Origin of the sequence: Kitasatospora sp. NPDC097691, assembly GCF_040302665.1 — a bacterium.
GTDB lineage: Bacteria > Actinomycetota > Actinomycetes > Streptomycetales > Streptomycetaceae > Kitasatospora.
Map to the genome: position 1 here is coordinate 1,256 of NZ_JBEORY010000016.1, position 12,731 is coordinate 13,986.

Sequence of the window (12,731 nt, forward strand, 5' to 3'; positions counted from 1 at the left end):
AATAACATAGTCCAGCGGCCCACGGTCCTGGACGAGCACGGAGAGTTCATCGGCGTCGGACCGCCATGGAGCATCGCCGGATGCGGCGACTTCAACCGAGACGGATCCGCCGACATTGTCTGGCACAACGCAGACACCGGCGAAACCCAAATCTGGCTCATGAACGGAAATAACATAGTCCAGCGGCCCACGGTCCTGGACGAGCACGGAGAGTTCATCGGCGTCGGACCGCCATGGAGCATCGCCGGATGCGGCGACTTCAATGGCACATTTACGATCGAGGCGCCGAGTCCGGACGAGCAGAGGATCATTGATCGGACCAACCAGGCGCGGCAGAACGTCGGCGGATGCGCTCCTGTGCAACTCAACATCGGGCTGCTGCGGGCAGCACGCGGCCATAGCCAAGACCTCGCCGACCACCACCCCACTCTCTTGAATGCCCCACCTCCCGCCAACCGGCCGAAGCATCCCGGGCACTACGGTTCTGATGATTCACTCGGCTGGGACGAACCGCTTCTATCAGGGGGGCCGGCAGTGCCAGGCCGGATCACGAATGCCATGAATTCCTCTGGCTTTGAAGGCGAGAATGTTGCCGCTGGTTTCCCGAATGCGGACGCAGCGTTCGATTTTTGGTTTAATGAAACGCCACCCAATGACGGCCACCGCAGAAACATTCTTAACTGTAACTTCAAGCTTGTTGGGGTGGGGATCGCTCAAGCCTCGGACGGTACGCGTTATTACACGCAGGACTTCTTCGGTTGACCGGTCCATGGGTCCGGGGAATACCCTCGCGCGATGCTGGGCGTGCTGAAGGTGATGTTGCGCAGTTCGTCGCCGAGGTCCCCCGAACCCCGCCTGGCCGTGGTCGGCCTGGTACTTGTCGGCCGGTGCGGCGAGCCGCTCGTCGTACGTGGCGGGGGCGGCGCCGTCGACCCGGGCGAAGGACTGGGTCGATCGGCGCCGAACAGCAGCAGGTTGGCGGCCCGGGCGTCCATGTCGTTGAGCGCGAAGTAGAGGTCCGCCGAGCGCACCACCTGCGGGGCGGCCCGGTGGCCGATGACGTCCGTGCCGTCCCGGGCCCCGCCCAGCACGGCGGCGGTGAGCGTTCCCGCGACGAGCAGCGCCGCGAGGCTGAGGCCGGTGAGCCCGCGCACCAGGCGCGGGGTGTTCCACCAGGCCCGGCTGCGCCAGGAATTCCGAGCCGGTGACGGGGGCGCGCGGTCCGGGAAGTGGGACGGCTGTCTCCGGTCGCGCCGTTCCGACGCGACCGTTTCCCCATGACAGCCGTGCCGCCCGGCGTTCCCGTGTCACCCGGGTCTGACAACGGCTGCCGCCCGACGGCCCGTCACAGGGTCACGGTCGGCGACCGGTCACCACCGGGTGACGGGCGGTGCGTCCGGTGCGTGGTGGCGCCAGGCTTCGGTGAGGCGGACGAGGCGGGCGGGGACGGCGATGCCGCGCACGGTTGCGATCCTGCCGCCGACGATGTCGAACGTCACGGTGCCGATGACCTGCTCTCCGAGCACGAAGAGCAGCGCGGGGGCGCCGTTGACGACCGCGTAGTGGACGGCGGGCGCGCCGCCGGCCCGGCGCAGCTTCGCGGGGGTGGGCCTGAAGCCGGCCCGGGCGATGGCGGCGATGCGCTCCGGAGTGTCGTACCGCACCAGCGTCGTGGCCGGGCCGGCACCGTTGGAGTCGGCGATCGCGGTCGCGTCGTCGGTGAGCAGCGCCACCAGCCGTTCGGTGCGGCCCGAGGAGGCGGCGGCGAGGAATTCCTCGACGATCCTACGGGCGGCTGCCCGGTCGACTTCGCCGGTGCGGCGGCGCGCGTCGGTGATGCGGCGCCGGGCCCGGTGGAGGTGCTGCTGGCCGGCGGACTCGGTGATGTCGAGGATCTCGGCGATCTCGGCGTGGCTGTAGGAGAACGCCTCGCGCAGGACGTAGACGGCCCGTTCGACGGGTGAGAGGCGCTCCATGAGCGTCAGCACGGCCAGCGAGACCGATTCGCGCTGCTCGAAGGTGTCGGCCGGGCCGAGCATCGGGTCGCCGTCGAGGAGCGGTTCCGGCAGCCAGGCGCCGGCGGCGCGTTCGCGGCGGGCCTGTGCCGAGCGGAGCCGGTCGAGGCACAGGTTGGTGACGACCTTGGTGAGCCACGCTTCGGGCACCTTGATCCGCTCCCGGTCCGCGGCCTGCCAGTGCAGGAACGCGTCCTGCACGGCGTCCTCGGCGTCGGTGGCGGAGCCCAGCAACCGGTACGCCAAGGAAGCCAGCCGGGTGCGGCCGGCCTCGAACCGGCTGGTGTCGAAGCGGTCGGTGGCGGTGCTGTCCACGTGGATCACCCTAGACGGTCATGCGGCCGCCGGGTCGGCGGACGCATTCGGTGCGACGGGCACGGAAGTCGCGGCGGACACAGGGTTCGTGGCGGTCACGGCGGTCGCGGCGGACACGGCGGGCCCGAGGGCCTCGGCGGCCAGGCGGCGCCTGCGCTTGGGCAGGAGGAAGGTCGGGTGCGAGTTGGCCCACAGCGACATCCTGAGGATGCCCGACTTGATCCGCGCGGCCTTCCGACCGCCCACGTACGTCTGCTTCGCCTGCCCCTCGTCGTCGACCGGCTGCAGGATCCCGTCCCGCCGCCCGAGGCTGATGTGGTTGCCCGGGTAGCCCATCGAGGTCTTCGCGATCGTACGGCCGGTCAGGCGTCCCACGATCGCGGCCGTGGCTCGCATGCCGGTGTAGCCGGCCGAGGCGCAGGACATCGGCAGCGGACGGCCGTTGTCTCCGATGGCGTGGGCGCTGTCGCCGACAGCGTAGACGTTCGGGTTCGAGACCGACCGCATGGTGTGGTCGACCACGATCCGCCCTTCCTCGGTGACCTCCAGCCCGCCGTCCGCGGCCATCGGGCGGACCGCGAAGCCGGCCGTCCACACGGTCGCGTCGGACGCCAGGGCGGTGCCGTCGGCGCACAGCACCCGCGCCCCTTCGACGGCTGCGACGGTGGTGTGCTCCACGACGGTGACGCCCAGCCGGTCGCAGGCCCGGCGCAGGTGGCCGCGGGCCCCGGCGGAGAGCCGGGCGGCCAGCTCGCCGCGGGCGACCAGCGTCACCGCCAGGCCGGGCCGGGACTCGGCGATCTCGGTGGCGGTCTCGATACCGGTCAGACCGTCGCCGACGACCACCACGCGCCCGCCCTCGCCCCGCCTGTCCAGGCTGTCCAGGCGCTCCCGCAGGCGCAGCGCCGACGGCCGGGCGGAGACGTCGAAGGCGTGCTCGGCCACGCCGGGGACGCCGTGGTCGGCGCCGTGGCTGCCGAGCGCGTAGATCAGCGTGTCGTAGCCGAGCTCGCCGTCGTCGAAGGCGGCGTCGGCGGCGTCGGCGGCGTCGGCGGCGTCGACGTGGGCCAGGACGACGGCCTGTCGCTCGGGGTCGACGGCGGTGACACGGGCGTGGCGCAGCCGTATCCCGGTCCCGTCGAAGACGTCGGCGAGCCGTGGAGCCGCGATCTCCTGGCCGGCCGCGAGCTGGTGCAGCCGCAGCCGCTGGACGAAGTCCGGCTCGGCGTTGACCACGGTGATCTCGGTGTCCTGCGCCGACAGCCGGCGGGCCAGGTTCCCTGCCACGTAGGACCCGGCGTAGCCGGCGCCGAGGACGACGATGCGGTGCTTCATGACGTGCTCCTCTCGGTTCGCTTGCTCCGGTGGGTTGAGCGGGACAGCGCGCCGATTCCTGACAGGGATGGAATGTGATGTGGGTCACAGGTCGGCGCGGGTCACGTTCCGGGCGTCCGTCCGGTCCTTGAGGTTGTCCGGACGGACGAGGGAACGGGCGGGACGAGGGGTCGAAGGGCCCGGATTCGGGAGCTGGGATGGCTGGGAGGGCCGGGATGGATGGAATAGGCGCGATGCGGGTGCTGCTCGCGGGGGCGACCGGGGCGGTCGGGGGTCCGTTGACCCGGGCGCTGGTCGGGACCGGCTACGACGTCCTCGCGCTGGCCCGCTCCGAGGGGTCGGCGGCGGCGGTGCGTGCGGCGGGGGCGGAGCCGGTGCGAGCGGACGCGCTGGACCGGGACGGGCTCCTGAGAGCCGTGGACGGGCTGGCGGCGGACGCGGTGATCCACCAGCTGACCGCGCTGAAGGCGCCGTCGCGCACGCTCACGGCGGACGATCCGACCAATGTGCTCCGCTCGCGGGGATCGGCGAACCTGTTGGAGGCGGCGGGGGTGCTGGGGGCTCGCCGGTTCCTCACCCAGTCCCTGGTGCTGGGCTACGGGTACCGGGACCACGGGGAGCGGTTCGTCACCGAGGAGGACCCGTTCGGGGTCTACCGCGGCACGGTGTCCGATCATGTGGTCAGCGGCCTGGTGGAGGCGGAGGAGCGAGTGTTCGCGGCCGACCACGTGGCCGGGACGGCGCTGCGGTACGGCCTGTTCCACGGGCCGGGCACCTGGTTCGACCCGACGCCGGGCAGCCGGCCGATGCCGGTGCCGCTGGGCGGCGGCGGGGTGATGTCGTGGATCCACATCGACGACGCCGTGACCGGCACCCTCGCCGCTCTGGAGCACGGCCGGCCGGGCGAGGCGTACAACATCGTGGACGGCCGGCCCGCCCGGTTCGGGGACGTCGCGGCAGCGGCCCGGCGGGGCCGACCGGGACTGCGGCTGCCGGGCTGGGCGCTGCGCGCGGCGGTCCCGTACCTGGGCGACCTGATGCTCGACACCACGCTGCGGGTGTCCAACGCGAAGGCCGCCCGCGACCTCGGCTGGACCCCGCACCACCCGGGCCACCCGGGCCACCCCGACCACCGGGCAAACGGGTGAACCAGGCAAGTCGGCCCTGACTCAACGCCCGGCGCAGAACCGTCGGCCCGGCAGGGCGGCGCGCTTCCGCGCGGATGTCGGTGGGATGTCGGCGGTCTGCCGGTGCGATGACGGCGGACGGGTGCACGCTTGTGCGCATGACCGAGCTTCTCGCCTCAGCCGACGACGGCCACCGCATCACCGCCCTTGACGACGGGTCCGGACCGACCCTGCTGGTGGTCCACCCGGGGGGTGGCGATGCGACGGCCTGGGACGGCGTCACAAGCCGCCTCGTCGACGACTTCCGCGTCGTCAGGATCCGCCGACGGATCTACGTCCCCGGAGCGGACATCGCGCTTCCCCACTCGATGGCCGTCGAGGCCGCCGACATCGTCGCCGTCGCGAAGCTCCTGAAGCCTCCGATGCTGCTCGTGGGGCATTCCTCCGGCGCGGTCGCCGCGCTGGAAGCCGCCCTGCTGGACCGGTCGGCGTTCGCCGGCCTGTTCCTCTACGAACCTCCCATGCCCACCCGGGAGTTGGTCGCCGGGACAGCAGGGTCACGGGCCCGTGCCGCGCTCGACGGGGGCGATCCGGTCGAGGCCATGCGGATCCACCTGCGGGACATCGTCCGCATGCCCGCACCCGTGGTCGACGCCCTGTTCGCCGAACCGCACCTGCGCGCAGAGCGGTCCGCGTACGCGGCGGCGCAGATCGCCGACACCGAGGCGATCGACGCGCTCGGCGTCGGCATCGACCGCTTCGCGACGCTCGACACGCCGACGACCCTGATCGAGGGCGATCTCAGCCCCGCCCACCTGCGCGAACGCCTCGCCGACCTGGCGGCGACCCTGCCGAACGCGCGGGTCGTCACGCTCACGGGACAGGGACACGTCGCCCACCTCACCGCCCCCGAGACCCTGGCCGGCGCCGTCCGGGACACGGCGGCACAGGTCCTCCACCGGTGACGTCACCCGTCACCCCGAAGGCCTGACCACCGCCCGGGGGCGAGATGCCCGGGCGGTGGTCCGGAGGCCGTTCCGGTAGCGGCCCGGAGTCGTGCCGATGATGTCGGTGAACGCCGCGATGAAGCTGCTGGGGTTGGACCATCCGCAGGCGTAGGCGGTTCGGCCGGTGTCGTGGCCGTCGGCGAGGAGCACGAGCGCATGGTGGATGCGCAGCTGTGTGCGCCACTCGTAGAAGGTCATGCCGAGTTCGCCGCGGAACAGTCGGCTGAGGGTGCGGGTGCCGGCTCCCACCGCCTTCCCCAACTCGGCCAACGTGGCGTTGTCCGCCGGGTCCTCGGACAGCATCCGGGCGATGGCCCGCAGCCGGTCGTCCTTCGGCTCCGGCAGGTGCAGCGGCTGCTCGTCCGCCTCGCGGAGTTCGTCGACGAGGACGCGCAGGAGGCGCAGGCGCGCGGAGCGGCTGTAGCCGGGCCCGGCCGCGTCGTCGTTGCGGGGGCCGGTCAGGGCCAGCAGGACCTCGCGGGCGAGGCCGGAGGCCAGGAACACGACGGGGTGCTCCGGCAGGAGCCGGGCGAGGGACGGCGGGAGGAAGGCGATCCGCATGTCGGTGTCGCCGTGGGCGCGGTGGTGGTGCGTGAACCCGGCGGGGGTCCAGGCGACCCGGTTGGCGGGAACGATCGACGTGCCGTACTCGGTGTGAACCGCCAGGACCCCGTCGGCGGCGTACACCAGGTGGCCCCGTGTGTGTGACTGCGCCGCGCTCGTTCCGCCGGACGGCCAGAGGTGGCGCCCGCCGGACGGCCAGATCTGTGACGTCACACCGGCGGTCCGGCGGGGTTGGCCGTGAACGGGCATCAGTTGGCGTCCTATCGGTGACGAGCCACACGTCGGCCCGGTGACACTACCTGCATGCCGAGTGGCCTTCGGTCCCGCGCCGGGCGCCGGACCGAACCACGTGTCAGGTCGTCGGGGCGGCGTGCCTCGATGCCGCGGCTCGAGCGAGAAGGAGAATCACATGGCGACGTTCGTCCTGGTACCCGGCGCTTGGAAGGGCTCCTGGGCGTTCGAGGCGGTGGTCCCGCTGCTGGAGGGCGCCGGTCACACCGTTCACGCCCTGACCCTGACCGGTCTGCGGCCGGACGACGACGATGCGACGGTCGCGACCGCCAACCTCGACACGCACGCCGACGACGTCCTGCGGCACCTCGATCGCCACCACATCACCGACGCGACGCTGGTCGGCCACAGCTACGCCGGGATGGTGATCTCCGCCGCCGCCGACCGCGCCGACGGCCGGGTCTCGCGCCTGGTGCACCTCGACGCCTACGTCCCGCGCGACGGCGAGTCGTGCTGGTCCTCGACGAACGACCACTTCCGGGGGGTGTTCACGGCCGGCGCCGCGGCCACCGGCTACGCCGTCCGACCGCCGGACGGCGGCGATCCCCGCCGCCGCCCCCATCCCCTCGCCTCCTTCCTGCAGACGATCCGGCTCACCGGCGCGTTCACGCGGGTCCCCCGTCGGGAGTTCGTCTACTGCTCGGGCTGGGAGGACCGGACACCGTTCACCGAGACCCGCACCCGCCTCCGAGCCGATCCCGACTGGCAGGTCCACGACCTGCCGACCGGCCACAACGCCATGCACGAGGCCCCGGAGGCGGTCGCCGCCCTCCTGCTCGCCGAACGCGCCGCGGACGCGTCGGCGCCCGGACGCCCGACTCGGCGCTGAGCGGGACCCCGGCGAACCGGCAGTGGCCGTTGCCGACAGGTGCCGGCGATGATCAGCGGTGGCCACAGCCGTCCCCGCGATGATCCCGGGATCCCGGGATCATCGGCGAGGAACCGAAGCGACCGAAGCGACTGAAGCGACCCGCGATCGGACACGGGTCGACGGGACGCAGCGCGCGGGCGCGGACGGCCTCGGACCGCAGCCAGGACGAGGCCGGGGTTCAGTCGTCGGCGAGGCCCTCCTGGATGGCCAGGACGGCGAGGCGCACCCGGTTGGGCGTGTCGGTCTTGGTCATCAGGTTGGACACGTGCGTCTTCACCGTGGTCAGGCCGATGTGCATCCGGGTGGCGATCTCGCTGTTCGACAGGCCGGCCGCGATCAGCCTCAGTACCTCCCGCTCCCGCTCCGTGAGCGACGCGCTCGCAGCGAGCCGGCCGTCCGTTCCGCCCCAGGCCAGGGCGGCGCGGGTCACCACCCGGTGCAGCACGGTCGGGCTGTACGGGCTGTCGCCCGTCGCGGCGCGCCGTACGGCGTCGAGCACGGCGGTCGGTTCGACGTCCTTGCCGAGGAAGCCGCAGGCGCCGGCGTTCAGGGCCGGGTAGAGCCGATCGTCGTCGTCGAAGGTGGTCAGCACGACGACCCGGGCGGCCGGGTGGCGGCGGAGGATCTCGGCGGTGGCGGCGATGCCGTCCATGCCGGGCATGTGGAGGTCCATCAGCACCACGGCGGGCCGGAGTCGTTCGGCCGACCGGACCGCCTGCGCGCCGTCGGCGGCCTCCCCGACGACGACGATGTCCTCGGTCGACTCGCAGAGCATCCGCACCCCGGCACGGACCAGGTGCTGGTCGTCGACGATCAGCACGGTGATCACGGGTGCACCCCGTTGGCCGCCGGCGGCAGGCTCGCGCTGATCCGCCAGCCGTCCGGGGTGGGCCCGGCGTCGATCGTCCCGCCGACCAGGGCGACGCGTTCGCGCATGCCCAGCAGGCCGTGGCCTCCGGAGCGTTCGGGGTGGCCCGGCCGCGGCGCAGCGGCGCCGGCGGGCAGGGTGTTCTCCAGGACGAGGGACAGGGTGCCGTCCGCCATCCGCGTCCGCAGCCGGATCCGGGCCGTGGCGCCGGCGTGCTTGGTGGCGTTGGCCAGCCCTTCCTGGACCAGCCGCAGGACCGTCAGGGACCGCATCGCGTCGAGCTGTGCGATGCGGGGGTCGATGTCGGCGCGGACCGCCATTCCCGACTGCCGGCTGCGGTCCACGACGCCCTGGACCGCGGCCGGCAGGTCGGTCGTCTCGGCGAGCAGCGGGGCGAGGTGGTCGGCGGCGGGCTCGCGCAGCGCGGTCAGCAGTCGGCGCAGGTCGGTCAGCGCGGTGTTCGCGCTGGAGTGCACGTCGTCCAGCACCTCGGCGAGGCGCCGGTCGGTCGGCGCCAGGACGTGCCGGGCCACGCCGACCCGCAGCACCGTGGACGCCAGGTGGTGGGCGACCATGTCGTGGAGTTCCCGGGCGATCGCCGCCCGCTCGCCCATCCTGGCGCCCCACTCGGCCAGGTCACGGCTGCGTTCGGCCTCCCGCGCCCGCTCGTGGGCGATGCCGGCGGCGCGCTCGGCCGACCGGATGTAGCCGGCCAGCAGCACGGGCACGCTGACGATCACTGCGGCCCGGTACAGCGCCGGGAACAGGTCGGCGGACAACGGCCTTTCGACCCCGACGAGTTGGGCCATCGCAAGGGCGGCCGAGGCGACCACGGTCGCCCGCCCCCACCGGCGCACCGCCAGTTCGAACAGCGCGGCGCTGGCCCCGACCTTCGCCTCCACCGTCACCAGCGGGGCGTACAGCTCCGCCAGGGCCAGCAGGGCGCACTGGCCCAGCGCCGTCCTCCACGCGCTGAACCCGCCGAGCGCGGACAGCGCCAGCACGCCCAGGCCCACCGCCCAGTCGGCCGCCCCCAGTTCGCCGGGGCGGCGCAACAGCAGCAGGTAGCCGAGGCCGAAGGCCACCAGGGCCAGGCGCATCGGGCCGAACCTGCGGCCGAAGAGTCGTTCGATCCGTTCACGCAGCACGGGATCGAACCCTACGGTCCGTCAGGGCGGTTCCTCCTCCCCCGAGCGGAGGAGGCGCCTCCTCCTTCCGGTCGGCCGCCTCGGGCGCGGGTACCTCCCGGGCCTACCCGGGGGCCCTCCCGGAGGCCCGCCCAGGGGCCTGCGCAGATCGATAGGCTGACGGTATGACAGGGATGCTGGAGTTCGGTGCGCTGCTGACCCACCTGAGGGACCACCGGTCGCTCGACGCGGCCGCGCTCGCGGCGGCGTCGGGCGTCGACCCGCTGGAGCTGCAGGCGGTGTCCGACGGACGGACACCGACCGAAGGGCTACTCAGGGGCCTCGCACCGGCACTCGGGCTGCACGCCGCCGACCTGTTCGTCCTCGCCGGCCGGCCGGTACCCGACGACCTGGCGCCGGTCACCCGCAAGCCCGACCGGTCGGTCAGCCGCCTCGTCTACGACCTGGCGGTCATGCCTGCCGAGAACCGGCGCCCATTGCTGGACGCGATCCGGGCCCAGCCCCAGGACCCGCTGGCGGAACGGGGCGGGCTCGACCGGCCGCACTACGGGGACGAGCCGGGCTTCGGCTCGGTGCTCCTGGAGCTCGCGCGCAGTCGGCACCTGACGACGCTGTGCACGGCGAAGTCCCTGCACGCGGTGACCGACGGACGGATCTACCTGGCGGCGGCCACCATCGGCGGGATCGGCAGGGGCACCGTCGAAACGACCCCCGAGCTGGTGGCCGGCTTCGCGGGCGTACTGGGCATCCCCGCCGCCGACCTGGCGGCGCTCGGCGGCATCCCCCTGCCGGACGACCTGCCACCGCTCCACCCGCGGGCCACCGACGTGGCCGCGCTCATCTGGGAAACCCGACGCCTGACCGGCGCCCAGCTCGACGAGATCAGCCTCACCTCCCGACACCTGGCCAACCGCGGCTGACCTCCCCCTTCGTCCGACCTGGCGCGCCGCCCCGCTGCCGTCCCGGCCCGAGACGCGGGTGTCCCACAGAACGCCGCGCGGTCAGCGACCCACCCAGGTAGGTCGTTTGACTGAGACTCATCGAAGTTCGAGTCGGCTGATGGGCGGCACCCAGCGACGCATAGCCGCCCGGATCGGCAGCTCGAACTCCTCCAGGACCGGCGGCGCCCCGGGCACCTCGCCCCGGATCACCGGCGCCTCCAGCCGATGCGCCAGCACCTCCGCCCCGTGCCGGGCGGCCAGTTCGGCGGCCGAGCCCGCATGGTCCTCGTGCCAGTGCGTCAGCACGATCCGCCGCAGGTCTCCGTCGAGGGCTTCCTCGATTCCCGCCGCACACTCCGCCGTCCCGGTGTCGATCAGCGTCAGCTCGTCGCCGTCCCGCCACAGATAGGCCGCCCCCACCGGGAAGCGGGGCATGCGCAGGCTCGGCAGTACCTCGATCACGTCCATGCCCCCAGTCTGCGCGGTCGCCCTCGCGGCCATGCGCTGCTTAGCCGACGGCAGACCGCCGGTGGGTCGATGGCTCGGCCGTCCGTACGCCGCTGCTCGCGATGGCAGAAACCGTGTCCAGGTGACATCGATCAGGTCTCGGCGCAGCGCCGCCCCCGGCGGGGCTGGCAGGCTGGGCGGGTCGGGGCGCCGTCGGGCGCCCGTGGGGAGGGGGTCCTGGTGGTGGGTGGATCGGCGGCTCGGCGGGTGCCTCCTCTGGATCCGCAGGTGCGGGCCGCGGTGGAGGCCGCCGGTGCGCGGGCGCGGGAGGTGCTCACGCCGGAGGGTCTGGCGGCGTGGCAGGAGCGGGACGCCTCGGCCCGGCCCCGCCCGACGCTCGACCGGCTGCGCGATGACGGCCGGTTCGAGGTGGAGGAGTTGCGCGTGCCACGGGCCGACGGCAGCGACCTCACGCTCGTCAGCGCGCGGCCCGCCGGGGTCCGCGAGCCGCTGCCGTTGCTGTACTACCTGCACGGCGGCGGGATGGTGACGGGCAACGCATGGTCCGTCCTGCCCCGGCTGCTGCGCGCCTGGGCGCTGCCGCTGGGGTTGGCGGTCGTGTCCGTCGAGTACCGGCTGGCGCCGCGCACCCGCTTCCCCGGGGCCGTCGAGGACTGCTACGCCGGGCTCCTCCGGGCGGTCGAACACGCGGACCGGCTGGGCGTGGACGCGCGGCGCGTCGTCATCGGCGGCAAGAGCGCCGGCGGCGGGCTCGCCGCGGCCCTCGCGCTGCTGGCCCGCGACCGCGGCGGCCCGGCGCCGGTCGGCCAGCTGCTGCTGAGCCCGATGCTCGACGACCGCGGCGACACCTTCTCCAGCCATCAGATGGCCGGCCACGACACCTGGGACCGCGCCTCCAACGCCACCGCCTGGCAGGCCCTCCTCGGCGACCGGTACGGCGCCGCCGACCTCTCGCCGTACGCCGCCCCGGCCCGCGCCACCGACCTGTCCCGACTGCCCCCGGCGTACGTCGAGGTGGGCTCCGCCGAGACGTTCCGGGACGAGGCCGTCGCCTACGCCGACGCGATCTGGCAGGCGGGCGGCGAGGCCGAACTGCACGTGTGGCCCGGCGCGTGCCACGGCTTCGACGCCATCGCCCCGGACGCCGCCGTCACCCGGGACGCCCACGACGCCCGCACCCGCTGGCTGCGACGCATCCTCCGACACTGAGAGCCTGCGCAGACAGGCGGGTGGGGCACCCGGGCAGGAAGGCGGGCACAGGTCTCCGTGATCATGGAGTTGCGACGCTCTGTGACTATTGGGGAACCCTGGTGTGGTTCAGGCGCCGCGGGTGTCGTAGGTCTCGCGGTTGGCCAGCACGTCGTCCATGTGCACCTCGGCCCATGCCTTGAGGCCGCGCATCATCTCGAACAGCGACAGGCCGAGATCGGTCAGCTCGTAGGACACCGTGACCGGCACGGTCGGCACCACGGTGCGGGACACCAGGCCGTCGCGCTCCAGGGAGCGCAGCGTCTGGGTGAGCATCTTCTGGCTGACGCCGGCCAAGAGGCGCTGCAGCTCTGAGTAGCGCATCACCCGGGGCCCGCCGGCGCAGTCGGCGCCGGGCTGATGCGCGCTGTCGCTGCCGAGCGCGGCCAGGATCAGCGCGACCCACTTGTCCGAGATCCGGTCGAGCAGCTTGCGGCTGGGGCAGGCCGCCACGAAGGCGTCGTACTCCACCTTGGCCTGTGCCCTTTGCTGGGCTGCCGTCATCGTCGCCATGGACCATCCCTCTCACCCGT

General features: G+C 73.2%; 13 protein-coding genes and 1 pseudogene. 6 read left to right on the forward strand and 8 right to left on the reverse strand.

Annotated elements, in window-relative coordinates:
* Positions 1 to 762, forward strand: a 762-nt coding sequence (locus ABTY56_RS14070; protein ID WP_350629015.1) for a CAP domain-containing protein, incomplete at its 5' end; no start/stop codon positions are given.
* Here the strand turns inward: ABTY56_RS14070 and ABTY56_RS14075 are convergent.
* From ABTY56_RS14075 to ABTY56_RS14085, 3 genes are all read right to left on the reverse strand, one after another.
* The gene (locus tag ABTY56_RS14075) at positions 738 to 1,154 is read right to left on the reverse strand and encodes a GlnX family signal transduction membrane protein (RefSeq protein ID WP_350629016.1); all 417 of its coding nucleotides are present in this window, start codon (positions 1,152 to 1,154) and stop codon (positions 738 to 740) included. The two genes, ABTY56_RS14070 and ABTY56_RS14075, sit on opposite strands and share 25 nt — an antisense overlap.
* A 216-nt stretch (positions 1,155 to 1,370) precedes the next feature.
* Positions 1,371 to 2,330, reverse strand: coding sequence for a sigma-70 family RNA polymerase sigma factor (locus ABTY56_RS14080; RefSeq protein WP_350629017.1), 960 nt, complete (start codon positions 2,328 to 2,330; stop codon positions 1,371 to 1,373).
* 18 nt (positions 2,331 to 2,348) lie between these two features.
* A complete protein-coding gene (locus tag ABTY56_RS14085) occupies positions 2,349 to 3,665 on the reverse strand; it encodes an NAD(P)/FAD-dependent oxidoreductase (RefSeq protein ID WP_350629018.1) in 1,317 nt (438 codons plus the stop codon).
* A gap of 215 nt (positions 3,666 to 3,880) precedes the next feature.
* On the opposite strand from ABTY56_RS14085, the gene ABTY56_RS14090 reads away from it, so the two are divergent.
* Positions 3,881 to 4,813, forward strand: a complete 933-nt coding sequence (locus ABTY56_RS14090) for an NAD-dependent epimerase/dehydratase family protein (RefSeq protein WP_350629019.1) — start codon at positions 3,881 to 3,883, stop codon at positions 4,811 to 4,813.
* A gap of 137 nt (positions 4,814 to 4,950) precedes the next feature.
* Positions 4,951 to 5,757: an alpha/beta fold hydrolase gene (locus ABTY56_RS14095; RefSeq protein ID WP_350629020.1), complete on the forward strand. Its 807-nt coding sequence runs from the start codon at positions 4,951 to 4,953 to the stop codon at positions 5,755 to 5,757.
* A gap of 9 nt (positions 5,758 to 5,766) precedes the next feature.
* Here ABTY56_RS14095 and ABTY56_RS14100 read toward each other — a convergent pair whose 3' ends face one another.
* Entirely contained in the window at positions 5,767 to 6,486 is a 720-nt protein-coding gene (locus ABTY56_RS14100) for a helix-turn-helix transcriptional regulator (RefSeq protein WP_350629021.1), read from the reverse strand.
* Positions 6,487 to 6,772: 286 nt separating this feature from the next.
* Here ABTY56_RS14100 and ABTY56_RS14105 point away from each other — a divergent pair, with 286 nt between their 5' ends.
* Positions 6,773 to 7,483, forward strand: a complete 711-nt coding sequence (locus tag ABTY56_RS14105) for an alpha/beta fold hydrolase (protein WP_350629022.1) — start codon at positions 6,773 to 6,775, stop codon at positions 7,481 to 7,483.
* A 220-nt stretch (positions 7,484 to 7,703) separates the two neighbouring features.
* Here the strand turns inward: ABTY56_RS14105 and ABTY56_RS14110 are convergent, their stop codons facing one another.
* Together ABTY56_RS14110 and ABTY56_RS14115 are read right to left on the reverse strand one after the other, a co-directional pair.
* Positions 7,704 to 8,354 (reverse strand): response regulator, encoded by a 651-nt coding sequence (locus tag ABTY56_RS14110; RefSeq protein WP_350629023.1) that lies wholly within the window; start codon positions 8,352 to 8,354, stop codon positions 7,704 to 7,706.
* Positions 8,351 to 9,541 carry a sensor histidine kinase gene (locus tag ABTY56_RS14115; RefSeq protein ID WP_350629024.1) on the reverse strand — a complete coding sequence of 397 codons (1,191 nt, stop codon included), beginning with the start codon at positions 9,539 to 9,541 and terminating at the stop codon, positions 8,351 to 8,353. The genes ABTY56_RS14110 and ABTY56_RS14115 overlap by 4 nt, the downstream gene beginning before the upstream one ends.
* 164 nt (positions 9,542 to 9,705) lie before the next feature.
* Here ABTY56_RS14115 and ABTY56_RS14120 point away from each other — a divergent pair, with 164 nt between their 5' ends.
* Positions 9,706 to 10,461: a hypothetical protein gene (locus ABTY56_RS14120; protein ID WP_350629025.1), complete on the forward strand. Its 756-nt coding sequence runs from the start codon at positions 9,706 to 9,708 to the stop codon at positions 10,459 to 10,461.
* 144 nt (positions 10,462 to 10,605) lie between these two features.
* Here the strand turns inward: ABTY56_RS14120 and ABTY56_RS14125 are convergent.
* Positions 10,606 to 10,950, reverse strand: a pseudogene (locus tag ABTY56_RS14125) (MBL fold metallo-hydrolase); the annotation flags it as partial.
* Between the two features lie 246 nt (positions 10,951 to 11,196).
* On the opposite strand from ABTY56_RS14125, the gene ABTY56_RS14130 reads away from it, so the two are divergent.
* On the forward strand, positions 11,197 to 12,159 hold the full coding sequence (locus ABTY56_RS14130) for an alpha/beta hydrolase (protein ID WP_350629026.1): 963 nt from the start codon (positions 11,197 to 11,199) through the stop codon (positions 12,157 to 12,159).
* Positions 12,160 to 12,267: 108 nt separating this feature from the next.
* On the opposite strand, the gene ABTY56_RS14135 is transcribed toward ABTY56_RS14130, so the two are convergent.
* Positions 12,268 to 12,711 (reverse strand): winged helix-turn-helix transcriptional regulator, encoded by a 444-nt coding sequence (locus tag ABTY56_RS14135; protein ID WP_350629027.1) that lies wholly within the window; start codon positions 12,709 to 12,711, stop codon positions 12,268 to 12,270.
* Positions 12,712 to 12,731: the final 20 nt, after the last annotated feature.

Excerpts from the sequence above, each read along its gene's own strand:
- ABTY56_RS14095 (WP_350629020.1), top strand. The coding sequence starts at position 4,951 with ATGACCGAGCTTCTCGCCTCAGCCGACGACGGCCACCGCATCACCGCC.
- ABTY56_RS14105 (WP_350629022.1), top strand. The coding sequence starts at position 6,773 with ATGGCGACGTTCGTCCTGGTACCCGGCGCTTGGAAGGGCTCCTGGGCG.
- ABTY56_RS14135 (WP_350629027.1), bottom strand. The coding sequence starts at position 12,711 with ATGGCGACGATGACGGCAGCCCAGCAAAGGGCACAGGCCAAGGTGGAG.
- ABTY56_RS14085 (WP_350629018.1), bottom strand. The coding sequence starts at position 3,665 with ATGAAGCACCGCATCGTCGTCCTCGGCGCCGGCTACGCCGGGTCCTAC.
- ABTY56_RS14090 (WP_350629019.1), top strand. The coding sequence starts at position 3,881 with ATGGATGGAATAGGCGCGATGCGGGTGCTGCTCGCGGGGGCGACCGGG.
- ABTY56_RS14120 (WP_350629025.1), top strand. The coding sequence starts at position 9,706 with ATGACAGGGATGCTGGAGTTCGGTGCGCTGCTGACCCACCTGAGGGAC.